This is a genomic window from Hymenobacter taeanensis, assembly GCF_013137895.1.
GTDB classification, from domain to species: domain Bacteria; phylum Bacteroidota; class Bacteroidia; order Cytophagales; family Hymenobacteraceae; genus Hymenobacter; species Hymenobacter taeanensis.
In genome coordinates, this window is record NZ_CP053538.1 from 3643113 (window position 1) to 3667236 (window position 24124).

18 protein-coding genes, 1 other RNA gene and 1 pseudogene are annotated in these 24124 nt (G+C 56.5%); 11 read left to right on the forward strand and 9 right to left on the reverse strand.

Annotated features, from left to right (window positions below; translation table 11 throughout):
* Nucleotides 1–4: 4 nt before the first annotated feature.
* Nucleotides 5–2104, reverse strand: a complete 2100-nt coding sequence (locus HMJ29_RS15290; RefSeq protein ID WP_171592304.1) for an alpha-L-arabinofuranosidase family protein — start codon at nucleotides 2102–2104, stop codon at nucleotides 5–7.
* Between the two features lie 389 nt (nucleotides 2105–2493).
* Between HMJ29_RS15290 and HMJ29_RS15295 the strand changes: the two genes are divergently transcribed.
* Nucleotides 2494–3573, forward strand: coding sequence for a LacI family DNA-binding transcriptional regulator (locus HMJ29_RS15295; protein WP_171592305.1), 1080 nt, complete (start codon nucleotides 2494–2496; stop codon nucleotides 3571–3573).
* Nucleotides 3574–3771: 198 nt separating this feature from the next.
* Here the strand turns inward: HMJ29_RS15295 and HMJ29_RS15300 are convergent, their stop codons facing one another.
* Nucleotides 3772–4635: a sialate O-acetylesterase gene (locus tag HMJ29_RS15300; RefSeq protein WP_171592306.1), complete on the reverse strand. Its 864-nt coding sequence runs from the start codon at nucleotides 4633–4635 to the stop codon at nucleotides 3772–3774.
* Nucleotides 4636–4710: 75 nt separating this feature from the next.
* Entirely contained in the window at nucleotides 4711–6576 is a 1866-nt protein-coding gene (locus HMJ29_RS15305; RefSeq protein WP_171592307.1) for a glycoside hydrolase family 2 protein, read from the reverse strand.
* 462 nt (nucleotides 6577–7038) lie between these two features.
* Here HMJ29_RS15305 and HMJ29_RS15310 point away from each other — a divergent pair, with 462 nt between their 5' ends.
* Nucleotides 7039–8058 (forward strand): LacI family DNA-binding transcriptional regulator, encoded by a 1020-nt coding sequence (locus HMJ29_RS15310; protein ID WP_171592308.1) that lies wholly within the window; start codon nucleotides 7039–7041, stop codon nucleotides 8056–8058.
* A 23-nt stretch (nucleotides 8059–8081) separates the two neighbouring features.
* On the opposite strand, the gene HMJ29_RS15315 is transcribed toward HMJ29_RS15310, so the two are convergent.
* From HMJ29_RS15315 to guaA, 3 genes and pseudogenes are all read right to left on the reverse strand, one after another.
* Complete coding sequence (locus tag HMJ29_RS15315) at nucleotides 8082–11315, reverse strand: AsmA-like C-terminal region-containing protein (protein WP_171592309.1); 3234 nt, start codon at nucleotides 11313–11315, stop codon at nucleotides 8082–8084.
* Between the two features lie 173 nt (nucleotides 11316–11488).
* Nucleotides 11489–12208 (reverse strand): type 1 glutamine amidotransferase, encoded by a 720-nt coding sequence (locus HMJ29_RS15320; RefSeq protein ID WP_171592310.1) that lies wholly within the window; start codon nucleotides 12206–12208, stop codon nucleotides 11489–11491.
* A gap of 104 nt (nucleotides 12209–12312) precedes the next feature.
* Nucleotides 12313–13844: pseudogene (gene guaA / locus HMJ29_RS15325) on the reverse strand (glutamine-hydrolyzing GMP synthase).
* Between the two features lie 367 nt (nucleotides 13845–14211).
* On the opposite strand from guaA, the gene HMJ29_RS15330 reads away from it, so the two are divergent.
* The 6 genes from HMJ29_RS15330 (at nucleotide 14212) to HMJ29_RS15355 (ending at nucleotide 17720) form a co-directional block, all read left to right on the forward strand.
* The gene (locus tag HMJ29_RS15330; protein ID WP_171592311.1) at nucleotides 14212–14505 is read left to right on the forward strand and encodes a carboxypeptidase-like regulatory domain-containing protein; all 294 of its coding nucleotides are present in this window, start codon (nucleotides 14212–14214) and stop codon (nucleotides 14503–14505) included.
* A gap of 164 nt (nucleotides 14506–14669) precedes the next feature.
* An RNA gene (ffs, locus tag HMJ29_RS15335) (signal recognition particle sRNA small type) lies at nucleotides 14670–14766 on the forward strand.
* 202 nt (nucleotides 14767–14968) lie between these two features.
* On the forward strand, nucleotides 14969–15625 hold the full coding sequence (gene fsa, locus HMJ29_RS15340; protein WP_171592312.1) for a fructose-6-phosphate aldolase: 657 nt from the start codon (nucleotides 14969–14971) through the stop codon (nucleotides 15623–15625).
* 103 nt (nucleotides 15626–15728) lie between these two features.
* Entirely contained in the window at nucleotides 15729–15932 is a 204-nt protein-coding gene (locus tag HMJ29_RS15345; RefSeq protein WP_088842596.1) for a fructose-6-phosphate aldolase, read from the forward strand.
* 126 nt (nucleotides 15933–16058) lie between these two features.
* Complete coding sequence (locus HMJ29_RS15350) at nucleotides 16059–16772, forward strand: cell division ATP-binding protein FtsE (protein WP_171592313.1); 714 nt, start codon at nucleotides 16059–16061, stop codon at nucleotides 16770–16772.
* Between the two features lie 48 nt (nucleotides 16773–16820).
* Entirely contained in the window at nucleotides 16821–17720 is a 900-nt protein-coding gene (locus HMJ29_RS15355; RefSeq protein ID WP_171592314.1) for a glycosyltransferase, read from the forward strand.
* Between the two features lie 95 nt (nucleotides 17721–17815).
* Here HMJ29_RS15355 and HMJ29_RS15360 read toward each other — a convergent pair whose 3' ends face one another.
* Nucleotides 17816–18721 (reverse strand): DUF6565 domain-containing protein, encoded by a 906-nt coding sequence (locus HMJ29_RS15360; RefSeq protein WP_171592315.1) that lies wholly within the window; start codon nucleotides 18719–18721, stop codon nucleotides 17816–17818.
* Nucleotides 18722–18893: 172 nt separating this feature from the next.
* Between HMJ29_RS15360 and HMJ29_RS15365 the strand changes: the two genes are divergently transcribed.
* From HMJ29_RS15365 to HMJ29_RS15375, 3 genes are all read left to right on the forward strand, one after another.
* Entirely contained in the window at nucleotides 18894–20033 is a 1140-nt protein-coding gene (locus HMJ29_RS15365) for a DegT/DnrJ/EryC1/StrS family aminotransferase (RefSeq protein ID WP_171592316.1), read from the forward strand.
* 132 nt (nucleotides 20034–20165) lie between these two features.
* Complete coding sequence (locus HMJ29_RS15370; protein ID WP_171592317.1) at nucleotides 20166–20972, forward strand: M48 family metalloprotease; 807 nt, start codon at nucleotides 20166–20168, stop codon at nucleotides 20970–20972.
* Nucleotides 20973–21117: 145 nt separating this feature from the next.
* A complete protein-coding gene (locus HMJ29_RS15375) occupies nucleotides 21118–22155 on the forward strand; it encodes a Gfo/Idh/MocA family protein (protein ID WP_171592318.1) in 1038 nt (345 codons plus the stop codon).
* A gap of 14 nt (nucleotides 22156–22169) precedes the next feature.
* Here HMJ29_RS15375 and HMJ29_RS15380 read toward each other — a convergent pair whose 3' ends face one another.
* Entirely contained in the window at nucleotides 22170–22916 is a 747-nt protein-coding gene (locus HMJ29_RS15380) for a LytR/AlgR family response regulator transcription factor (protein ID WP_171592319.1), read from the reverse strand.
* Nucleotides 22913–24058, reverse strand: coding sequence for a sensor histidine kinase (locus tag HMJ29_RS15385; protein WP_253805649.1), 1146 nt, complete (start codon nucleotides 24056–24058; stop codon nucleotides 22913–22915). The genes HMJ29_RS15380 and HMJ29_RS15385 overlap by 4 nt, the downstream gene beginning before the upstream one ends.
* Nucleotides 24059–24124 lie beyond the last annotated feature (66 nt).

The following is a 24124-nucleotide window of genomic DNA, read 5'->3' on the forward strand; positions in this document are numbered from 1 at the left end:
CTGATTAACGCTTGCCCGGGATGCGCAGCACCGTGAACGAGTTCGGGGCCAGTGTGTAGGTCACATTCGAGGACTTCACCTTAAACGACTCGTCTTTGGGGGCCACGTTCATAGGTTGCTCCAGGCTGTTCACGGCGTTCAGGTCGTTGCTGGCCAGTATGGTGGCTTTGCCGGTTTTGCCCAGCTTCTTCACCCCCTGCAGGTTAATGGTAACCGGACGCGCAGCCGTAGAGTAGTTTACCAGCTTCACAATAATTTCGCCGGTTTTGTCGTCGGCCGTGGCGCTGCTGAATAGGTTGTCCTCACCATTCTTAGCGTTGCCGCCGCGCTGCACGGGCAGCATGGTGGTGCCAGGGTTGGTAGAGTACATCTTCTGCACGTAGTAGTTCGGCGTGCCGTAGGCTTTCAAGTTGTCAAACCAGATCATATCCGGCGTCCACTGCCAGGCATCTACGTGGGCAAACAGCGGGGCGTAGGAAGCCATTACCACCTTGTCGGCGTTGCGCTCTAGGCCTGTCATGAAGGCGGCTTCCGAGATGGCGCAGTCCCAGCTGTTCTTGTTGTCGGGGCTACCGATGGCCACGCTCTGGGCGGCGTATTCGCCCGCGAAGATTTTGGAGCCGGTGGTGGGGTAGCTGTCGTAGCGGCCCACGTTCTGGCGGAACCACTCGGGCTTAGCATAGTAGTGCTCATCAATCACCTCAGCATTTAGCTCCCGCAGGCGCTGGGTAGCCTTATCAAACAGCTCCCCATCGGGGCTCGGGCCCGCGCTGGATACAATGTTCATCTTGGGGTACTTAGCCTTCACGGCTTTCATAAACGGCTCGTAGCGCTCCAGGTACTGGGGCCCCCACTGCTCGTTGCCAATACCGATGTACTTCAGGTTAAACGGCGCGGCGTGCCCCATAGCAACGCGTTTCGCGCCCCAGGGGCTGCTGGCGGGGCCGTTGGCAAATTCAATCAAATCCAGCGCATCCTGAATAAAGGTTTCCAGCGTCGGGTCGTCGTCCTCGTGGTTGTGTGAGGAGCTGGCATTCGGGCCACCGGCCGCTACCCCCGAAATGGGCGCCAGCTCGGCGGAGTTGAACTGACAGGCCATGCCTACGTTCAGAATCGGTACGGGCTCAGCGCCAATGTCTTCGGAAAGCTGGAAGTACTCGAAGAAGCCCAGGCCAAACGACTGATAGTAGTCGGGGGTAGAGCGGTGCTTGAACTCCATGTTCCAGCGGTTTACCAGCGGCACGCGGCTGGCCACGTCGCCGATGGTTTCTTTCCACTGATACCGCTCCGTGAGGTTGCGGCCTTCCACAATGCAGCCGCCGGGGAAGCGCAGGAAGCCAGGGTTCATATCTTTCAGCAATTGCACCAGGTCGGTGCGCAGGCCGTTCTCGCGGTTCTTATAGGTATCCTTCGGGAACAGCGACACCACGTCAATATCCAGGGTGCCGGCGCCTTCCATGGTTAGCTTCAGGCGGGCCCTCTCGGCCGTACCCGATGATTTCAGGACTACGCTGTACTTCTTCCACGCACTGGTAAGACCGGTAATGGTGGTCTGAGCCAGTACTTTTCCCGAGGGCCCGGCTTCGGGGCCGTTGCCGGCCCGACCTTCCTCCAAAATCACGTTGAGGCCACTCACACTGCCAGGACCCTGGCGCAGATACACCGAGAAGGTGTATTCGCCGCCCTGTTTCACGCCCATGCCCCGGAAGCCTTCATTAATAAAGCCCGCGTCGGGGCTGGCCGTGGCGGCCGTCATGCGCAGAAAATGGTTGTTAGTGGCGCTGATGGGCTGCTGGCTCGAAACTGTGTAGGTAGTAAGCGCCGCCGCGCCCCGAATGCCGCGCCAGCCCAGCAGGTGCTCATCCAGCTCAAACGACTTGTTCTTCACCAGTTCAGGGTAGAGCCCGCCGTCGGCCGCAAAGTTGATGTCCTCGAAGAAGAGGCCATACATCGTTTTCTGGATGGGGGCCCCAGGCTTATTTACCTGCACCGTGAGGGTGTTAGCGGCCGTGGTTTGGGCAAAGGCATCGCCTAAACCTAACGTGCCGAGAAAGGCTAGGCCAGTAAGAAGAGGCGTTAAACGGGTGGAAGAAGATGTGGGCATGGGATGGTTGGAATGATCAAAAGGACACAGGAGTCAGAAAGGCAGACAGGGTGGATCGATAATGCACAGAGCCACATTTCTGGAGAATGACGTCATCAAAAAGGGGCTATCGAGATGTTTAATATGCACAATCGATTGTGTAAAGTAAAAAGAAAATCAGAATAAGTGGGCTATATTCAGAAAATAAAGGCAGAGTTTTATACCCTGTAGCTAGGCTTTGCTGCTGCCGGTAAACAGCATAATCCACCTCTAAATCAAATGCATGCTACCATACACTGCCTTTTGACTCCAGATAGTTATATCTTTACACAAAGCATTGTGCAGCATCCCGCAATATGGCTCCTCGAAAAAAGCAAGCACCCGAACTAAATACCTCTACCCCCGTCTCCATGGCCGACCTGGCTCGGGAGCTAGGCGTATCAATGACTACTATTTCGCGGGCGCTGAGTGACCATTACAGCATTGGCCCGGCAATGAAGCAAAAGGTGCTCAAGCTGGCCAAGAAGTATAATTACCAGCCCAATCGTTTGGCCTCAGCCCTGCGCAAGGGTAAGAGCCAACTGCTGGGCATTGTGGTGCCTTATATTGAAGGCCGTTTCTTTCCGTCGGTAGTGCATGGCATCGAGTCGGCTGCCAGCAAGGCGGGCTACAACGTGATTATCTGTCAATCAAATGAAGATGTGGCCCAGGAGCGCCGCAACCTCGATATTCTGTTGAGTGCTCAGGTAGCGGGCGTTCTAGTGTCTTTATCCCGCACAACCCACGATTTTCGGCATTTTGAGAAGCTGCGCAGCCGTGGTATGCCGTTGGTGTTCTTCGACCGGATTGTGGAGGGCGACAACGTAAACGCCGTAGTGCTCGACGACCAGGAGGGAGGCTATGTTTCTACCCGCCACCTCATTGAGCAGGGCTGCCGCCGTATAGCTCACATTGCGGGGCCGCAGCACCTCAACATTTATAAAAACCGGCGCCAGGGCTACCTCGATGCACTGCGCGAAGCGGGCCTACCCGAAGACGAGGGCCTGATTGCATACACTGATATGGTCCAGAGCCAGGCAGTAGACGCCATGCGCGAGTTGCTGGCCTCTCCCAATCCTCCGGATGGCGTATTTGCCGCCGGCGACTATGGCGCGCTGGGAGCCCTGCAGGAAGTACAGCGCCACGGGTTGCGAGTGCCGCAAGATGTTGCCATTGCCGGTTTCAGTAACGAAACCTTCACCGTGGTTACGGAGCCAGCACTCACTACTATTGATCAGCGGTGCGAGGAAATGGGGCAGGCCGCGGTGCGGTTACTGCTGGAGCTGATTGAAGCCGATGGTCGGCCGTTTGCACCCCGCCAAGTGGCACTACGCCCCGAGCTGTTAGTGCGAAATTCCTCGGCGCGTAATGCATCTGAGCTGAGCCGGCTGGTGCGCCACCCAGAAGGGGAGCGTTTGGTAGGAGTTACTGCCGCTCATAAGCTTGCGTGAGTGCGGTTGCGCAGGCAGCAGCACACTTGTCCGGAGGCTAGGCCAGTGCCGGCTTACTGGGCGTTTAAACGCGTATAGCCGGTACGTGTGGAAAAGCACCAAGAATGCTGCTCTAGGCCACTCCTGAGCAAATGCAACGTGTGCAGTACAATAACCGCGGGCCGCTGCGTGTGCTAATTGAGGAGTGTAAGAGCCTTCTTAGTGCGAGCGGGAGCGCCCAGACTGTTGCAGCTTGCGCATGGCCTGCGCGTAACGGTGGCCTAGTAAGCGGGCGGCGGCGGCGTCAAAGTGCAGTTGGTCGCCGCGGTCGTGGGTGCCTTCGGTGCTGATGTACTCGTAGTGGCCTACGTCGTGCTTGAGCTGCACCAGCGCCCGATTAATGCGCGTCAGGTCGGGGCTGGGTTGTGGTTTGCCCTTGGGACCAGGTGTGGTAAACTGAAATGCTGGCAACTGGCCGGCCACAAAAGGCACCGTTGGTGCCTGTAAATCTTGGCGGAAGCGAGCAATCATGTCTCGCAGCTTCTGCTGGTAGGCTGCGCTCTTCTCCGGAGTACAATCCGTTTCGCCCTGGTGCCAGATAATGCCGGCCAGCCTACCCTGCTGCATGGCCAGCCGGGCGCGGTCTAATGCTTCATCATAGGGCTTAACCTGGGTATCGGGGAAGTAGGCGCCCGGCTGCCACACATCAATGCCCGAGCCGCCCACAGCACACGGAATCAGCCCAACCACTACGCTGGGGTCCAGGGCCGCCATATCGCGCCCAAAAGTCAGGCCCGGGCCTACGCCCGCCGTAGGCTTATCAAAATGGAGCGGGTCTTGGGCGAGTTCCCACTGCCCGGCCTTGTTCAGGCGCAGCACTCGTGGGTTGGTGGCGGTATCCTGAGCTTCTACCTGGCCCCGCCCCGCCATATTCGACTGGCCTACCAGCAGGTACAGCTGAAACTTCTCCTTGCGCGCGGGCGGTGCTTGCAGTTTACGGACTACCGGCTGCAGGTTCTGAGCTTGTACCTGGGGCGCCAGTGCGGTTAACAACAGCAAGAATACAAGTGCTTTGTAAATCATATGCATGCAGGCACGTAAAAACGTCCGGGTTGTTAAGCGCTACAGGAGAGGCACATGGGCCCCACAGTTGTGAGGTTATTTTCTGTCGTACTTCTGGGCCATCTGCCGGTAATATTCCTGCAGTACAAAGAAGGCTTTTTTCTTGGTGCCTGTGCTTGAAATCAGGCCCTTGCGGTTAAAGCCGTTTTGGTATACGGGGTGCTGGCGGCGCGTGGCCCGGAAGTCGGCCAGAATCCAGGGGGTCATGCCGCGCAGGTTTTTTATGGTGCTCAGCATCTTCAGTTGGTTTACATACAGCGCCTCCTGATACTCCTCGCTCCAGCGGGTGTTGGCGTCGCCGTGGTAGCCGGCCAGCGCATCACCCCCAAACTCACTGATGGTTACGGGCTTGTTGTACTTGATATCGAAGGTGTACTTGGTGATTTCACTCGGGCTGCCACCCCAATACCAGCCTGCGTACTCATTGATGCTGGTCAGGTCCAGATATTCGCCCAAGGGGTCATCCACGTGAATCACGTTATCGGGGGTGCGGTGGAGCTCCAGAGCCGCCGAAATCAGGCGGGTATCATCGAGGGCGCGGGCTTTCTGGGCCAGGCTGCTCATAAACTTGAGGCGGGGCTCACCCAGCGGGGTCTCATTGCCCACTGACCATACCACAACGCTGGCGCGGTTCTTCCCCATAGAAATCAGGTCGGTGAGCTGGGCTTCGGCGTTTTGGTACGTATCTGGGTTTTCCCAGGCAATGGTCCAGTACACGGGCACCTCAGCCCACACTAGCAGGCCCATTTCATCGGCTAGCTTGAGCATGATTTCGTTGTGCGGATAGTGAGCTAGCCGCACGTAGTTGCAGCCCAGTTCTTTAGCCCAGGTCAGGAGCATGCGCAAATCGCCTTCACCCCGGGCCCGGCCCGGAATTAGCGGGTTTTCGTCGTGGATGGAAATGCCGCGCATAAAAATGCTCTGCCCATTCAGCAACACATCGGCTCCGCGCGTTTGGATGGTGCGGAACCCAATACGGTCCTGCACCGCGTCGGGGCCGCTGCTGAGCCGCACGGCATACAGCTTCGGGTTCTGCGGCGACCAGCGCATCAGCTTTTTTGCCGGTAGCCGGAAGGCAACGCGGCCTTCACCGTCTGTTTTCAGGGTTTGCTTGATGCCCGCTTCCTCGATAGTGAGCGTTACCGCTTGGTTTGCGCGGTTAGGGCCGCTGAGCTGCACGTAGCCCGCCAGCGTATTCGCATCATTCTTGGCCAGCTGTACTTTATAGTCGCTGATGTAGGTAGCAGGAGTTTCGGCAATAAATACGTCGCGCGTGATGCCGCCGTAATTCCACCAGTCGGTGTTAATAGTGGGCACCTCGTTGGGGCGGCGTGTGTTATCGGCCTTCACCACCACAAAGTTGTCGCCGCTGGGACTGAGCTGGTCGGTAATATCGTACTGAATGGGCGTGAAGCCGCCCTTGTGCATGCCTAGCTTTTTACCGTTCAGGTATATATGGGCCTCGTAGTTAATAGCCCCGAAGTAGAGGAAGTACCGCTGTCCGGCCTTGGGAGCCAGGTGGAAGCTCTTCTTGTACCAGATGGTGCCCTCATAGTAGAGCAGCTTGGGGTCCTGAGAGTTCCAGTCGCCGGGTACCTGCAGCGCCGCCGATTTGTCGAAGTCGTACTCAATCAGTTCTGGCTCCTGCGTGCTGCTAGGCTTAGCGTTATCGTAGTAGCCACCCTTACCCGACTTCGACTGGTCGAAGGCTTCGCGGCGGTAATCATAAAAGCCGTTTTCGTAGGGGTCGATGATGTAGTTCCAGCTGCCATTAAGGCTAAGTACGCGGCGGGCTGGGGCATTCTGTAGCAAAGTGGATTGGGCGCGCAGTGTATGTCCCATCACGCCGCCAACCAGCAGCAACACAATGAGAAGAGGTTTTAGCAGAGGGTGGGAGGCCATTAAGTGGAGCAGGAAGATGGAAAGAAGGGGAGCTGTTTTCTATTGCGTAAAATAGGTATTCAACACCAAAGCAAGGCACGCTACTAAAGTCAAGCAACACCTAGGCCAGTGCATGGGAAATGCTGCCGGTGTATTGTAGTGGCTTGTAAACAAGCGGAAAGAATGGGCAGCACAGAACTTAGGTAGAAACGCTGAAGCAACAATCACCTTAAGCTACCTCTTCCCGCTAGTGCCAAGTACGATACACTCACCTGCGATTCGGGCACTGCCGTGTGGGTTTATCTACGCAAACGTTTACGATGTCTGAGCAGAAAAGCCAGGCTCGAAACCGTGGGGCCACTAATGATGAGGAGAAAACACGCGGTAAAGGGTCATTTGGCATTACTCAAAATGCGTTAGCTTTACCAAGCTCAGCTACAACTCATTTTACTCACCATTTCGGTTGTAGCCCACAAGTAGTACATGAATTCAGTTAATTTAAAACGGCTTGCCCAAGAGCTTAACCTGTCTATTGCCACGGTATCCAGGGCGCTGCAAGACAGTTATGAGGTGTCGGCGCAAACGAAGGAGCGGGTGCGGGCGCTAGCGGCGGAACTGAATTATGAGCCGAACGCCTACGCCAGCAGTCTGCGCCGAAACATCAGTAAAACCATTGGCGTGGTTATTCCGGAAGTCAACAACCACTTCTTTTCGCTGGCCATCAATGGCATTGAGGAAGTAGCCCGCCAGAGCGGCTACCACGTATTAATTTATCTCACTCACGACGACTACGAGCGTGAAGTAGCTATTACGCAGTACCTGATGGGTGGGCGGGTAGATGGCCTGCTGATGTCGGTGGCCAGCGGCAGCCAGGAGTTTTCGCACTTGCAGAAGCTTTACGCCAGCAAGCCAGCCATTGTTTTTTTCGATCGGGTGTGCGAAGCCATACACACGGCTAATGTTACTACCAACGACTACGAAAGCGGCTACCTCGCTACCCAGCACCTGATTGAAGCCGGCTGCACGCATATTGCGCACTTGCTGGTATCGGGGAACCTCTCCATCGGGCGCATGCGGATGCAGGGGTACCAGGCGGCACTACAGGCCGCCGGCATCCCCTTTGATGAGACGCTCATAATAGACGGTAATGGAGATGATGAGAGCAATACCGAGCTCATCAAGGACCTGCTCCGCCGCCGCCCTGAAGTAAACGGCATATTTGCCTCCGTAGAGCGGCTGGTAATCAGTAGTTACCAAGCCTGCCAAGCCCTTGGCCGGGCTATTCCCCAAGACGTTAAAATTATTGGCTTCTCAAATCTGGGAGTGGCTTCGCTGCTGGCGCCTGCCCTCACCACCATTACGCAGCCGGCCTACGAGATAGGAAAGGAGGCGGCCAAGATTCTGCTGCGAGCCATTGAGAAGAAGAAAGCCATTCTGCCGAGCCAAAGCATAGTGCTGAAGTCTGAGCTGTTTCAGCGGAAGTCAACCGAGGCCTGCGGCTAGGCCACTGGCGCAGCACTACCCTTCTACCGCAATAAGTGCAGCGTGGTATCGAGGGGCTGCTGTAGCAGGAGCCGTTTAAACTCTTGCCGCAGGCGGGTTTGCTGCTCGCGTTGTTCTTGCTTCTTAAACAGGCCTACCTTGTATTTGCTGCCCGGAGTGCGGCGTAGGCTCAGGTATATCAGGCCGCGGCTGCGCCGCTCGGCGGCCTCGCCACTCTTGATGCGCTCAATCCGCTTTTGGTTGTTACCAAATAGCGTTTGCATGGGGCTGAGGCCTACATATAGGTTCGCGCGGCCATCGAGGTGGTATTCGCCACTCACGGCCATATCCGTTAGGTTGCTGTTGAGGGGCAGGCCAGGAATCAGAAGCCGGTTGCCATCAAGCACAAATTGCGGGCTTACGGGCTCAAAATAGAGGTGGCTGGTACGCTTCTCGCGCAGAAATTTGAGGGCCTGTTGCAAAGCAGTGACATCCAGGAGCTCCAGATTGCGCAGGTCGGTTTTTAAGTAGGCGTGCGTTTGTGCCAGCAAGGGCAGGAAGGCAGCATCAAGGGTGGTATGGAGGTCGGCTTCGCAGTACATAGCCCCCCGTATGTTTTCGGGCCCCATTACATCAAAGCGCAGGGCTGACGCCAGCTCGAACAGCTCGGGTAAATTGATTTCCTGTAGCCTTACCTGAGCGTGCAAGGGATGCAGGGCGCCCTGCTCAGCGTCCATCTGTACCTTGCCGCGCAAGGCCATAGAGCCCCCAAACGTTTTCAAGGAGCATTCCTCAAGCGTGGCCCAGCCCTCAGAAAGCTTGCTGCGCAGTTTAAAGTTGCTACCCTTCAGGCTGGAATAGGCAATGTAGTCGGCGGTAACCTGCACGCCGGCCGTAACGGTGCCATCCAGTAACGGAGATATGTCTCCGGGAGCCTTAGGCATAGAGGCGGCCGCCTTTTTAGATGGAGGCGTTAGCGCGGCCAACAGCTGAAACAAGCGCTGTATGTCCAGCATTTGGTAATGCAGCCGAATTGTAGCCTGCGCACCTTGCAGCTCAGATCCAGTGAGCCTCGCCGAGGCACTCACGCGGCCGGTACCCCCGGCACTGGTACCAAACGTTAGGTACGGGACTCTGAAGTTGCGGCCGTTTTTGTTTAGGCGTAACCGCAGATTGGTCAGGTTCTCGCCAGCGGGCAGCAGCACGGTGTTAATGGTGGCTTCTACCTGCCCATTCGCATCCCGGAGCATATCCTGCAGGCTGGCATCGGGGGAGGACTGAGCAGAAGCTGAGCGGCGCGGCGGGCGGGCCAGCAGCGCCAGCACCCGCTGGTAGTTGAGGGTAGTGAACCTGAGGGCCAACCGGGCCGCTACCGGCTGGGCCCGCACCGTGTCAGTAGGCCAGCTGATAGCGCCCTGCACCTGCCCACCCCACACCCGCACCCGCAGGTTTGAAAGCTGCACCTGGTGCCCATCATGGCGAACTGTGGCGGCCAGACCATGCAGTGTATCAGACTTCAACACCAGGCGTTGGCAGCGTAGCCCAATGTTCAGCCGCAGGCCTGGCGGGAATAAATTCATGGCCCGGGCTGCTATTTCTTGCTTACGACCCGCATTCCCACGCCGGGGCCGGGCGGGTACCTGGCCTACCGATGGGGTTGGCGGAGCCAAAAGCCGCCGCAGGCGGTCAAGATAAAGCGCATCAACGGCAAAGGTGCCTTTAATAGTGGTTGTTGGCTGCTGCCCCGTGAAGTAGGCCAGTAAAGAAGTAGTGGTAGCATTGGCCTGCACCTGCATGCCATTGAGTCGGCCGCTCAGGTTTTCCAGCATCCAAACACTATCAAGCAGGCGCACGCGCACGTTTAGCCCAGTCATGTCAGCCTGGCGGCTGGGTACGGTAAAGGAGGCATTTTGGAGAGTGACGGTGCCCCGCACGGCCAGCGGGGGGAGGGTGCTTCGGTAGCTGGCCCGGCGGGCAGCGCGCTCCGGAATTTCTGGCAGCGGGCCGTTCAGGTCAATGTTTAAGGCGGCCTGCCCTGAGCGCGCATGCCACAAATCCGGCACTACCACGGTAGCCAGGGTTTGCAGCTCGGTGCGCCCTTGCACGTGCCCCGTTAGCACCGGGCGAGTGAAGTTGGCTACCTTAATATTAGCCAGCAGCTCACCGGCGGTAGAGTACAGCCGGCATTGCTCAAGCGTGAGGGAAGTAGATTGGGAAGTGTGTTCTGGGCCATTATCAAAAACGCCGCGGGCATCCCAGCGCCTGATTTGCCGGGTGGTGCCGGGCCAGCGCATTTGGGCATTCTGGAGGTTGAACCGCAACACGGTGCGGGGCCGGGCCGAAGGGCCACTCAGGCCCCGAATGGCGTAATCAATGTGCGCATGACTGGCACTAACGGCACCGCTCAGGTACCGGTGCAGGCTGGTGGGCAATGCCACATGCAACACTTCTACCAGGGGCTGCTGCCCTTGAAAACGCAGGTTGAGGGTGGTGCCCCGCCGCTGACCAGGAGCCGCCGCCTGGTGGGTGCCGTCAATAAGTACGGTGTCGCCGTTGAGAGTAGCTCGGGTGTGCTGAAAAGTGCCTTGGCGCTGGCGGAAATCGTATTGGTAACGCACCCACGCCATAATAGGCTCCTGCTCAAACAAATTGCCGCGGCCACTGCGCAAGAACTCCAGTTGCCCTTGTAGGGTGCCCCGCACGTGGCCTACGCCCTGGCGGCCCTGCACCGAAAGCTGCCCTTCGCGCACGAAGGCAGAAAACCCGCTGTGCTGTAAATCATTCCGGTCGGTCACGCGCATGTTATAGATGCGCAGAGAATTCAGGAGGAAGTCGGGAGGGGAGAAGGCCGCGGACCGGTGGGGCCCCTTGCCGTGCAGGCTCCAGGTGCGGCCCAGCGTATCGGTTAGCTGCCGAAAGTCTACTCCGTGCACGGTTACCTGGTTGATTACTACGCGCCCACGGAGCAATTCGCTGGCCTGCAGGCGTACATCGGCGCGGTTAATGCGCAGCACTGGTACTGCCTGCTTAAACGCGGTATCAGTAAGGCTAAGGTGACTAAGCGAGGCAGTAATATGGGGGAAGTCGCGCAGCCAGGAAAACTCCACTTCAAAGGGCGCTAACACTAGCTCCGAGTTCCGGGCAATTCGCTCCCGGGCCATGCGGGTAATTTTTCGCTGCCCCCAGCCTGTGCCTACTATATAGGCTATTACCCCAACCACCAGCAGCAGGCCCAGCGCAAGTAAGGCCAGGAACTGACGGAGAGAAGGGCGTTTCATGCAGTAAGGCAGGGGCTGGCTGGGGAATAGAGTTGGGCTAGTTTACGCAGAAACCCTGATAGCGGTGGTAGCTCATCAGGGCGAGGGGCCAGAAACTGCCGCGTGCCCCAGCGCCGGCAGCCTGCAACAGGCCGTACCAACCAAACCGAAATATAGGGCCCAAGGCAACTGGCCTAGCGGTAGTTTAGAGCAGCAGCAGTAGTAGTCAGCATCCCATCCAGCAGCGGAAACAGAAATGCGGGGCTGTTTTCCAAAGTAGTCACTTGCCCTCTGATAGCCGCCGCATCCTGCACGAAAGCTGCAGGCTCCAGCAAGTGCCCCTCGGCTTGCACTATTGCCTCGCACCACTCGGCGTCGGCCTCTGGGTGGAACTGTAGGCCTACTACCCGCTCACCCCACAGAAACCCCTGGCAATTGGTGGGAGGCGAGTAGGCCACTAGCTGCGCCCCGGGTGGTAGGGTAAAGGCATCATAGTGCCAGTGTAGTGCGGGAATAAACTCTGGCACGTGCTGAAACAATGGGTGGCGGCGGGCCTCGGCGGTAAACTGCACGGGCCAGAAGCCCACCTCCGGTTGTGCGTTACGGCCCACGGTAGCGCCCAGCTGCTGCGCCACCAACTGCGACCCAAGGCAGAGGCCCAGCACCGGAATGCCTGTGCTGAGGGCTTGTTTGATGGCGGCCTTTTCCTGGCGCAGCCACGGGCATTCTGCTTCGTCGTGCACGCCCATGGCACCGCCCAGCACTATCAGAAAGTCGGCGCTGGTTAGATCTGGTGCCACAACATCAGGCACATACCATGAGGTAATGTGCAGCGCATGGCCTCGCGCGGCAGCCCAGGTGGCAATGTGGCCCGGGCCCTCATCGGGCATATGTTGAAAGCAATGAATCTGCATAAACAGCGGCAAGTGTGTAGGCCCGTAAGGTAGTTCGGTAAAACTAAAAAGAGCCACTGAAAATACTTCAGTGGCTCTTTTATGCTCCTTGTTACAGGAATATATTATTCCCACTCAATGGTTGCTGGTGGCTTAGAGCTGATATCGTACACCACGCGGTTGATGCCGCGTACCTGGTTGATGATGCGGTTCGACACATCGGCCAGGAACTCATAGGGCAAGTGAGCCCAGTCGGCGGTCATGCCATCTACGCTGGTTACGGCGCGCAGGGCTACCACTCGCTCGTACGTGCGCTCATCGCCCATTACGCCCACGCTTTGCACGGGCAGCAGCATTACGCCCGCCTGCCATACTTTTTCATACAGGCCGTAGTTTTTCAGGCCGTTGATAAAGATAGCGTCGGCGCGCTGCAGCAGGTCTACCTTCTCGGGGGTGATGTCGCCGAGGATGCGGATGCCTAGGCCGGGGCCTGGGAAGGGGTGGCGGTGCAGAATGTTGGTGGGCAGGCCTAGCGTGTGGCCTACCTCACGTACCTCATCCTTAAACAAGGCTCGTAGCGGCTCCACAATCCGTAGGTTCATTTTTTCCGGCAGGCCGCCCACGTTGTGGTGGCTCTTAATAGTTACGGCCGGGCCCTTCACCGAAACCGACTCAATTACATCGGGGTAAATGGTGCCCTGGGCCAGCCAGCGGGCGCCATCTACTTTTTGGGCTTCGCGGTCAAACACTTCAATGAAGGTGCGGCCAATGGCTTTGCGCTTCTGCTCGGGGTCGGTGAGGCCAGTGAGGGCCGCATAGAACTCCTGGGAGGCATCTACGCCGCGTACATTCAGGCCCAGATCTTTATAAGAGTGCAGTACGTCTTCGTACTCATCCTTACGCAGCAGGCCGTTGTTTACAAAAATGCCGTGCAGGCGCTTCCCAACGGCGCGGTGCAGCAGTAGGGCTGCCACCGAAGAATCAACCCCCCCGATAGGCCTAGAATCACCTGGTCCTCCTCGCCAATAGTGCGCTGTAAGGTTTCCACCATTGAATCCACGAAGTGCTCCGGCGTCCAGCTTTGATCTAGGCCACAAATGGTCACTACAAAGTTCTGGAGCAGGGTTTTGCCGTCAGTGGAGTGGGTTACCTCTGGGTGGAACTGGATACCGTAGGTAGGCTGGCCCTGAATGTGGAAAGCCGCCACGGCCACTTCTGGCGTACCAGCAAGTATCTCAAAGCCGGCGGGCAGGTCTTTAATCGTGTCGCCGTGCGACATCCACACCTGCGACTCCGTGGGCACGCCGTGGAGCAGGGGAGAGGCGTGGTGCACGTGGCTAAGCCGGGCCCGGCCATACTCCCGGATGGTAGCGGGCATTACCTCGCCCCCCTGCTGGTGGGCCAGCAGCTGAGCACCGTAGCACACGCCCAGCACGGGCACGTGGCCCAGGTACTTGGAGAGGTCGGGGTTGGGGGCTTCCGGGTCGCGCACAGAGCAGGGCGAGCCCGAAAGCACAACGCCCCGGATATCCTCAGTGAGGTCCGGGGCGTGATTATACGGATGGATTTCGCAGTAAACATTCAGTTCCCGGATGCGCCGGGCAATGAGCTGAGTGTATTGCGACCCAAAGTCTAGAATCAGGATTTGTTGAGGCATGGGCAAAGGTAAGAACCGCACCGGGGAGCGCAAAATCAGCTACCATTATCTTGATAGGTTTGTTCTTCTACCGAGCACTCGTACTAATTCAACGAATGTCTCTGTGCTTTCACCAAAAGAAATGAACCCAATTAAATAAAAACGACTTACTTGTAAAATTATATCTTGAAGAATAGTGTCGGCTCTAAACCAACTGTAGGCATACATTCTTTAGATACCAAATTCTGCCAAGTTTATGAAAGCCTGCGTTCTAATTCTGCTCAGCTTATTCGGTATTCTCCCGGCCTTTTCTCTGTGCGCTCAAACCACTTCCGGTAATTCCCAAGCAGCTGTTTCCGGCAAAGAAAATAGCGTAGAAGCTACGTCTGTGAAAACTCTAACCGGAACTGTGTTTAGTGATATGGGCGAGCCGCTGGCCGGGGCTACAGTTTCGGTGGTGGGAGATAAAAATAATTCTATAACCACCAATTCCGTAGGGGGCTACGTTTTGCGCACAAGCAGTACGCCGCCGGTGTTGCGCATCACCTACGCCGGCTACAAAGACCTGGAGCAGACGGTGAGTACCACGCAGCCTACCTCTTTTACGCTGGAAGCCGTAGCCAACTACAAGCGGGATCTTAAAAAGCGCAGTAAAGCAGCAGAGAAAGCCTATCGGAACTAGAAAGGCTACTGGCAACCGGTAAAGTCCCGGAAAACACCTGCCAATGGCAAGCCGCAGTGTCAGAATGAAAATAAATCTTGTTGATTATCTGCCGTTAGCCTAAAAAACACACAAAAAAGCGCGGGCATCTGATGATTCGCTGAATGGGTTGTGTATCTTTGCACCCGGCGAGTCAGAACGACCAGCTCCTGCTGAACTCCCCCAGGACCGGAAGGTAGCAAGGGTAGGTGGTTGAGCGGTGCGATTTTGGCTCGCTTTTTTTTGTCCTTGCCGTAGACTAGCGCTTCAGGTTTATCCTTTGCTGGTTGATGTAGCATATAAAAAGCGGCTCACTGAGCCGCTTTTTGCGTTTAAAGCATATTGCTGGTTTGCGTAGTAGCTGGTGCGAACCATAAAATCTGGATAATCGGATAAATCCGTATGATCCGTGCTAGCTTTGGGCATTGTATTCTAACTTCTCCGCATGAAATTCTTTCTCGATACTGCCAACCTTGCCGAAATTCAGGAAGCCGTAGAACTCGGTGTGCTCGATGGGGTAACCACTAATCCTTCGCTGATGGCTAAGGAAGGCATCAAAGGCCTTGATGCCGTTATGAGCCATTACCGTCAGATCTGCGAGATTGTTGATGGTGATGTATCAGCGGAAGTAATTGCCACGGAATTCGATGAAATCATTCGGGAGGGAGAAGCCCTGGCCGAGCTGCACCCCAACATTGTGGTGAAGGTGCCCATGATTAAGGCCGGAGTAAAGGCTATCAAGTACTTCTCCGAAAAGGGTATCAAAACCAATTGTACTCTCATTTTTTCGGCGGGGCAGGCCCTATTGGCGGCTAAGGCAGGTGCTACGTATGTATCGCCCTTCGTAGGCCGGCTTGATGATATTGGGCAGGATGGCTTGCAGCTGGTACAGCAAATTGTCGACATCTTCTCCAATTACGGCTACCCTACGCAAGTGCTGGCGGCTTCGGTGCGGCACGTGCCGCACCTGCTGCAGTGCGCTGAGCTGGGCGCCGATGTGGTGACGTGCCCGCTGAGCGTAATCAACGGCCTGCTGAACCACCCCCTGACCGACAAAGGTTTGGCTACTTTCCTAGCCGATCATAAAAAGGTTAATAGCTAATTCAGGCCTTAGTCAGCTACATGTTGGGCAAGAACGGGCTAAGCTGGCCCAGCCAAGTAGTCAAGCCCCTGACCAAGTGCGTGTGCTTTCAACCAACCGTTCTATGTATATCATCAAAGTAAAAGGCAAGGCCAAGATTCCGGATTATATACAACTGCGCGATGAAAACTTCGTGCTAATTGCTTACTTCCGTGCCGACCGCCCCCTGAAGGATTTGCATCGGTACGGGTTAGAGAACAAAGAAACCGAACTGGCAGGCGTAATATCAGGCCTGGAGTTTGGTAAGCTGCAGAAGTTAGAAATCTAAGCTGTTGTGTGCGCTGTCATTCCGGGCGGAGTGAGGAAGTGGGAGGGGCCTAGCCGCTACCCACAAACCTTACTCCGCCCGGAATGATATTTTTTTGAACTGCCTGCTGCCCGTATCTTCGTTTCTATGCCTACTTCGTCCGCCCCGGTTATTGAGCTGCACGACGCCTACATTATGCAGGACGTGAACACCGTGCTGCAAAAGGTCTCGTTTACGCTTGAAAAAGGCGAGTTTGCTTATCTGGTGGGTCGCACGGGCTCCGGCAAAAGCTCCTTGCTCAAAACGCTCTACGCTGATTTGCCTTTGCCCGCGGGCTCCGGTTCCGTAGTAGGTTTCCCGCTGCCTAAACTAGCCGGCGGTGAGAAAGTGCCGTATCTGCGTCGCAAGCTGGGTATCATATTTCAGGACTTTCAGCTGCTCTTTGACCGTTCCGTGGCCGACAACCTGCTGTTTGTGCTGAACGCAACCGGCTGGAAAGGTAAGGCGCGCAAGCAGCAGCGCATTTCCGAAGTGCTTATGCGCGTGGGCCTAGCTAACTCAGCCAGTAAAATGCCACACCAACTATCAGGCGGCGAGCAGCAGCGGGTAGTAATTGCCCGGGCGCTTCTAAACGAGCCATTGCTGCTGCTCGCCGACGAGCCGACCGGTAACCTGGACCCCGATGTGGCCGACAGCATCATGCGGTTGTTTGTGGAGATTAATAACTCCGGTACGGCCGTGCTCATGGCAACGCACAACTATCAAATCATCAGGCAGTACCCCAAGCGGGTGCTCAAGTGTGAGCAAGGTCATTTGCTTGATTCGGTGCAAACGCCTTTCGACCTGAAAATAGAATTCTAACCCCGGCCTTACTGCCTGTATCCTGTTCTTCAGCTCGCTAAAACCAACTTGAACGCGCCCGCACTCTCCGTGCTCATTCCGGTTTTCAACCGCGACGTTACGCCGCTGGTACGGGCGCTGCTGGAACAAGCACCCACTTGGGGAGGCCGCGTAGAAATCCGTTGCCTCGATGATGGCTCTCAGGAGGATATTCGGGGGCTGAACCGCCCGCTGGCGGCACTGCCGGCTGTGTGCTATCAGGAACTGCCGCACAATATTGGCCGGGCGGCCATCCGCAACGTGCTGGCCGCCCAGGCGCAGGGTGAGTGGCTGCTGCTGCTCGATAACGACAGCCTGCTGCCCGATGCCCATTTTCTGGCCCGCTACGCAGCGGCCCGCCGCCAGGCGGCCGTGGTAGTGGGCGGTACAGCCTATGAGGCTACACCACCAACCCGCCCCGAGTTGCTGCTACGATGGTTGTATGGCCGCCAGCGTGAGGCCCGGTCTGCAGCCGTACGCCAACGGGCTCCGCACGGCCAACTCACGCTAAACAACCTCCTGATTGAAGCGCACGTGTTTAGGCAGCTAGGCCTGGATGAGAGCCTAACGCGCTACGGCCATGAAGACACCAAATTTGGGTGGCTGCTGCGGCAAGCGGGTATTTCGGTTTTGCACCTTGATAACCCCGTGCTGCATGATGGCCTAGAGCCAGCAGCGGTTTTTCTGCAGAAAACCCAAGATGCCGTTCGTAACCTAGTGCAGCTGTACCGCACTGAAGGCTTAGGTACCGATACCAAGCTGCTTAATGCAGCTTTGCGCTTACAGCGCTGGGGGCTGGATGAAGCCGTATGTGCTGCTTTCAGGCTACGAGAGCAGCAGGTACGGCGCAATCTGTTGTCGGTGCGCCCCAGCCTGCGGCAGCTTGACGCGCTAAAGCTGTATTGGCTGTTGGCTGAGCTGGCCACTTGAAGTTGTGCAGAGTAGGAATAAGTTTGATTACCCACGCTAAAAACAAAAAGCCGGCTCCTTATTGGAACCGGCTTTTTGTTTTTAGCGTGGGTAGGCTAGTCGTTGTCGGTGTTTTTAACTTCCGACTTAACTTCTTTAAATGCACCTTTTACGGCGCCTCCTACTTTCTTGCCAACCTTAGCGGCCCCCTGGCCTACGTCTTTGCCAGCTTCCTTCACATCTTGCGCGGTATTGCTGGCTGCTTGGCCAACTTTGCTGCGCTCGTCAGCAGTGCCAGCTTTAATGTCTTGCGCCTCGCCGCTCACGGCATCAGCGCCCTGTGCTACGCGGGCCTCAGCCTTATCATAGGATTTAAAGGCAGCATACTTCAGCTTTTCCTTCTGAATCTCGGCCAAATCGCCGGCCGGAATATCTTTCTTGACCTTGTCGTAGGCCTCATCTAGAGCGCGCCACTCTGAGTTGATGTAGCGCCAGTCGTCGATGTCGTAACGGTCCTCGTTTTGTTTGATGTTATTAACGAAGGCCTCATAGGTTGCCCGGGCATTGGCTGCCGTAATGTTAGCGGCCGGCGACATAGGCTTGTAATACTTGCCGGGCTTCAGATTGGCGCTGCTGGTAGTAGCAATCGCATTAGGCCGGTTTTTCCAGGCCATATCGCGCTTGTCGTAGGCGGTGGTATAGCGGGTGCGGAGCTGCTCAATTTCCTGGCGGCGGGTGTCATCGTACTGGTCTGAGTACTTATCCACCGCTGCTACCTTGGTATCGAAGTCTGATTTAAGCTGGTTAGTTTCCGCTTCGTAGTCCGCCTCCGCTTCGTCGGCTACATTATCAGCTTTAGCCTCCGTATTCGAAACAAAGGTTTTGAAATCATTGTAGGCTGCATCACTCTCCGCCGACACTTCTTTTCTGTCGGCGTTGGAGCAGCTGGTTTGGGTGAAAGCAAGGCCGCCGGCCATCAAAACAGCCGCAAGCGCATTCATGGTGAGAGTTTTCCTGAACATGGTGGTAAGGGAATAGGCGTTAAAAGAAGGGAGCAACACTGAGATGAGGACCGTATGGATATACAACGGCAGCCTCATACGCCAGCTTACGTAGGGCTATAAGGGTGGGTTATCCCTAGGCATTTATCTTTGAAGCTCCTCTATCCATTGCTCCGCTTAGCCACTCGCTTCATTGCAGCCCCCCACGCCAATTCAACTTCTAGACCTGCGCGCCCAACATGAGCCCTTGCAGGCTCAGCTAGATGCTGCCCTTCATGCTACCCTGCAGGAGGCTGCCTTTATTCAGGGTGAAGCTGTTGGGCAGTTTGCCATTGAGCTAGGCCAGTATTTGGGCAACCCCCAGGTGGTGCCCTGTGCCAACGGCACTGATGCTCTGCAACTGGCCCTCCTGAGCCTGAGCCTGCCCCCGGGTACGGAGGTGTTGATGCCAGCCTTCACGTACGTGGCTACCTGGGAGGCCGCGGCGGTGCTGGGCTTAGTGCCCGTGCCCGTGGAGGTAAGCCCGCATACCTATAACCTAGACCCCGCCGCTACTGCTGCGGCCATTACACCCCGCACAGGGGCTATTCTGGCGGTGCATTTATTTGGGCAATGCGCTGATCTGGAAGCCCTCCGGCAGTTAGCTAATCAGCACGGCGTGGCCCTCATTGAAGACAACGCCCAGGCAATTGGAGCCACATTTACTACCGCAGCAGGAGAAGTGTGGGCTGCCGGTACCGTGGGGGAGGTAGGGACTACCTCCTTCTTTCCGAGCAAAAACCTGGGTGGGTTTGGCGATGGGGGTGCACTGTTCACGCGAGATGCGGCCCGCGCCCAGCTATTGCGCCAGCTTGCCAACCACGGCCAAACCCGCAAATACCATCATGAGCGCATTGGCCTAAACTCCCGCCTCGATACTCTGCAGGCTGCCTTACTGCGCGTGAAGCTCCCGCATTTAGGTGCCTGGACTGCCGCCCGCCAACGTATTGCCGCGCAGTATGATGCGGCCCTGCTAGGCCACTCCAGCCTGCGCCCGCCGGGGCGTGACCCCCGGAGCAGCCACGTTTTTCATCAGTATACTGTGCAAGTGCCAGACGTAGCGAGCCAGCGCGATAAGCTGCAGCACTACCTCACGGGGCATGGTATTCCTAGCGCTGTATACTATCCGCTGCCCAATCATCTGCAGCCTGCCTACGCGTATCTGGGGTATAGCCAGGGGCAATTTCCGGTTGCAGAGCGCTTGGCGCGCACCGTGCTGTCGGTGCCCATGCACCCTATGCTCACCAATGAGCAGGTGGCCTATATCTGCCAGGTGTTGCAGGCTTGGCCCTAGGCCAGTTTGGCGGCCAATAGCTAAAGGTAAAAACTGGCCTACGCGCACCTTCGGGGCACAGCGTATTCTTTGCTGGCACTGTTTTTTCTTAGAACCGTATTACTCCCCTCATACTTGTTCTCTTCCTTACATATGCGTCGTTCTTTTTTAACTCTCTTTCTGCCGCTGGCAGTTGTTTCAGTGCTGACTACGGCTGCCGTTAATGCGCCCCGTCAGGGCTTTAACCTTTTTTCCATCAACCAGGATATTGCGCTGGGTGCGCAAGTAGCTCATCAAACCGACTCGCTTTACCGCGCGAAAGGGCAGCTGCTCGAAAAATCCAGCAACGCCCGCGCCTACACCTTACTTAATGGTGTGGTAAAGCGTGTGCTGGATAATGGCAACCTGAAGTACCGCACGCAATTCCCCTGGGATGTGCAGATCATTAAGGATGACCAAATCCAGAATGCGTTTGCTACCCCCGGCGGCCACATTTATGTGTTCACGGGCCTGATCAAGTTTCTCGATAACGAGAACCAACTGGCGGGCGTATTGGGCCACGAAATTGCCCACGCCGACCGCCGCCACAGCACGCAAATGCTGCAGCAGCAGTATGGCATTAGCCTGCTGGCGGGCATTGTGCTGGGTAACAACTCCAACCAGCTGGTGCAGATTGCCGCTGGCTTGGGTCAGTTGAAATTCAGCCGCAGCTACGAGACCGAAGCCGATAAGTACTCTACCATTTACCTTAACGGTACACGCTACTATGCTTGTGATGGGGCCGCCGGCTTCTTCATTAAGGCTGAGAAGCAGAGTGGAGGAGGTACCCCCGAGTTCTTGAGCACTCACCCCAACCCCGGCTCACGAATTGCCAACATTCAGAAGAGCGCTCAGCAGCTTGGATGCACCAACCGCAACGTGAGCAATGCCAATTTTGAAGAGTTGAAGCGGCTGCTGTAGCAGTAAACGCTTAGCAATTAGCAGGCTATAAACTGCGTGAACCCGCAGCTTCCGTGTAGGAGGCTGCGGGTTTTGTTTTGTGCTGGAGAAACGCCCTATTTTTCGGAGCTTGCGGTTGTGCTCTCCGCCTTTTTCCTACGCCACCTTGTCTGATTCTGCTCCTGTTCGCTTCGTCATTTGCGGTGTAGGCCACATTGGTCGTCGGCATGCGGCGTTAGTGGCCCGCTACCCGGGTGCGCAACTGGCCGCTTTAGTTGATGTGCGCCCTGAGCTGGCCGGGGAACTGGCCGGGGAGTTTCCGGAAATACCTTTCTATACATCTTTAGAAAAGTGTTTTGCGGCTGGCTGTGAGGCTGATGTGCTAACTATAGCTACACCAAATTACCAGCATGTGCCACAAGCTATAGCTGGCCTAACGCATGGCCTGCACGTAGTAATTGAGAAGCCCATTGCGTTGCGTACCCACGATGCTGAGGCGGTGGTGCGCATGGCTGAGCAAACGGGCCGCTTGGTATTTGGCGTAATGCAGAACCGGTACTCACCGCCGGCCGTCTGGCTTAAGCAGCTGGTTCAAGAGGGGAAGCTAGGCCAGGTGTACTTAGTGCAAATCAACTGTTTCTGGAACCGCGATGCCCGCTACTACTGCGCCGGCGGCTGGAAAGGCTCTCAGCAGCAGGATGGAGGCACGCTCTTTACTCAATTCAGCCATTTCGTAGACCTGCTTTATTGGGTCTTCGGTGACATCACGAATATCGGGGCGCGCTTCTTTGATTTCAACCACGAGGAGCTAACCGAATTCGAGGACTCTGGTCTCGTCACCTTTGATCTGGTGCGAGGCGGCAGTGGCACGCTGCACTACAGCACTGCCGTGTGGGACCAGAATCTGGAAAGCTCCCTTACGGTTATTGCTGAGCATGGCAGCCTTAAAATTGGTGGGCAATACATGGATAAAGTGGAATATTGCCACTTGCGAAACTATACGCTGCCCGAGTTACCCCCCACGAACCCCGCCAACAATTATGGCCCATACCAGGGCAGCGCCGCCAACCACGTGCACATAATTGAAAACGTAGTGGAAACGGTGCAAAAGCGCAGCCACGCCACTACCAATGCGCTAGAAGGCCTCAAAGTGGTGGAGATTATTGAGCGAATCTATCGCCTAAAGTCACCCAAAAGCACTTAGGCCCACGTAGGACGTTACTTCCAGCGGCGGATGTACTGATCGAAGCTCTCCCGGTAGCCTTCGCTGATGGGAATGGTTTCGTTGGCAATTTGCACGGTGCCGCGGCCCACGGTGGTTATGTGGTTGAGAGCTACAATATAGGAGCGATGAATGCGCATAAACTGCTTTGGCAGGCGCTCTTCCAGGGCTTTTAGGCTCTGGAGGGAAAGGAGTGGCCTAGGCTCGCTGCGGCGGTATACTTTAATGTAGTCCTTCAGGCCCTCAATGTATAGGATGTCAGCATAGGGCACGCGTACCAGCTGGTACTCCACTTTCAGGTAGAGGTAATCTTCGGCGGGCACAGCCGGAACAGTTACTGCCGGTGCGGGCTTCTCTGCTTCGGCGTAGCGCTGCGCCTTGTGTGCAGCCCGCAGAAACTCCTCGTAGGTGAATGGCTTCAGCAGATAGTCGAGGGCATCAACCTTGTAGCCGTCAAGGGCATACTGGTTGAAGGCCGTGGTGAAAACAACGCGCGGCCCCCGGCCGGGCCCCGGGCCGCGGTCAAGCACCCGGGCCAGCTCCAGCCCATTCAGGTCGGGCATTTGAATGTCCAGGAACAGCACATCAACCGGAGTTTCCTGCTGTTGCAGGCCTTTTAGAGCAGCTACTGCACTGCTGTAGCTGCACATTAAGCGCAGAAAAGGCGTTTTCTCGATAAAGCTGCCCACCAGCTGTAAGGCCAAGGGCTCGTCATCAACGGCAATACAATTTAGTATCGTCATGAAAGCAGCGTTAAAGTCAGGTGAATGTGGTATTCGTTGTCGGGGGTGCGCTCGGTAACCGTGAGGCAGTGGCGGCCGGGGTAGAGCAGCTCCAGCCTACGCTTGGTATTCACTAAGCCAATGCCATGGTTCTCATCAAGCGGAGTGGGGCGCTCCTCAAAGAGCGTGTTGTATATAGTGGCCACGAGAGTTTGCGCATCAGGCTGCCGAATATGAATACGAATGGAACTCGGCGATACCGTACTCACACCATGCTTAAAGGCGTTTTCTACGAACGTGAGCAGAATCATGGGGGCAATGGGCGCCTCGTGCAGGGGCTCAGGCGTATGGTATTCTACGTGCACATTGTTGGTAAGGCGCAGCTGCATCAGGTCAATATAGTCGCGCACGAAAAGCAGCTCCTGGCTAAGCGGGGCGGTGCCAGTTTGGGTTTCGTAGAGCACGTAGCGCATCATGCGCGAGAGGCGGTGCAACGCTTCGCGAGCCCGGTCGCCGTCAATGAGGGTGAGGGCGTAGATGTTGTTAAGTGTGTTGAAGAAGAAGTGCGGGTTGATTTGGGCCTTTAGCCATGAGAGCTCCGTGGTGAGTTTTTCCTGCTCCAGTGCCTGCCGCATTTCTGCTTCCCGCTGACCCCGCTGCACCGCCGCCACGCTGGTGCCCAGGCCTAGCGCCAGCAAAGTGGTAATAAAAATAGCGGGGTTGAATAGCCCAAACCGGTGCTGGCGCATCGGGCGGCGGGGGCCAAATTCCCGCTCAAAGTTATTGGGGGGCGGCCCGTGGGGCCGGAAGTCGGAGCCATGCTGCCCCGGCTGTGGGGGCTCTGACCCCTGCTGCTCCTGCTGAGGCTGGCTATATGAGTTCTCCTCTAACACCCAGTGCACAACCAAGATGCTCAGCACGGCGGCTACCAGAAAGGCCAGGTAGGGCACTACGCGGCGGCCGTAGAGCAAGCGCGGTACGGCCCAGCCCACGTTCAGGTAGAAAACCAGGGCCAACATGAATAGCATGCTGGTTTGCACAAAGATAAATTCAGCTCCCTGGGTACGGTCTTGCGGCTGCATAGCCAGCAGCGTAATCAGCACCCCCCAAATTAGGAGGTGCAGCAAGAACGGGGGGCCTAGGCGCGGGGTAGAAATTACCATACAGTAAAGTAAAGTGAAACGGAGGGCAAGCTACCACCCAAGGCCGCTCCATGTCGGCTCCAATCC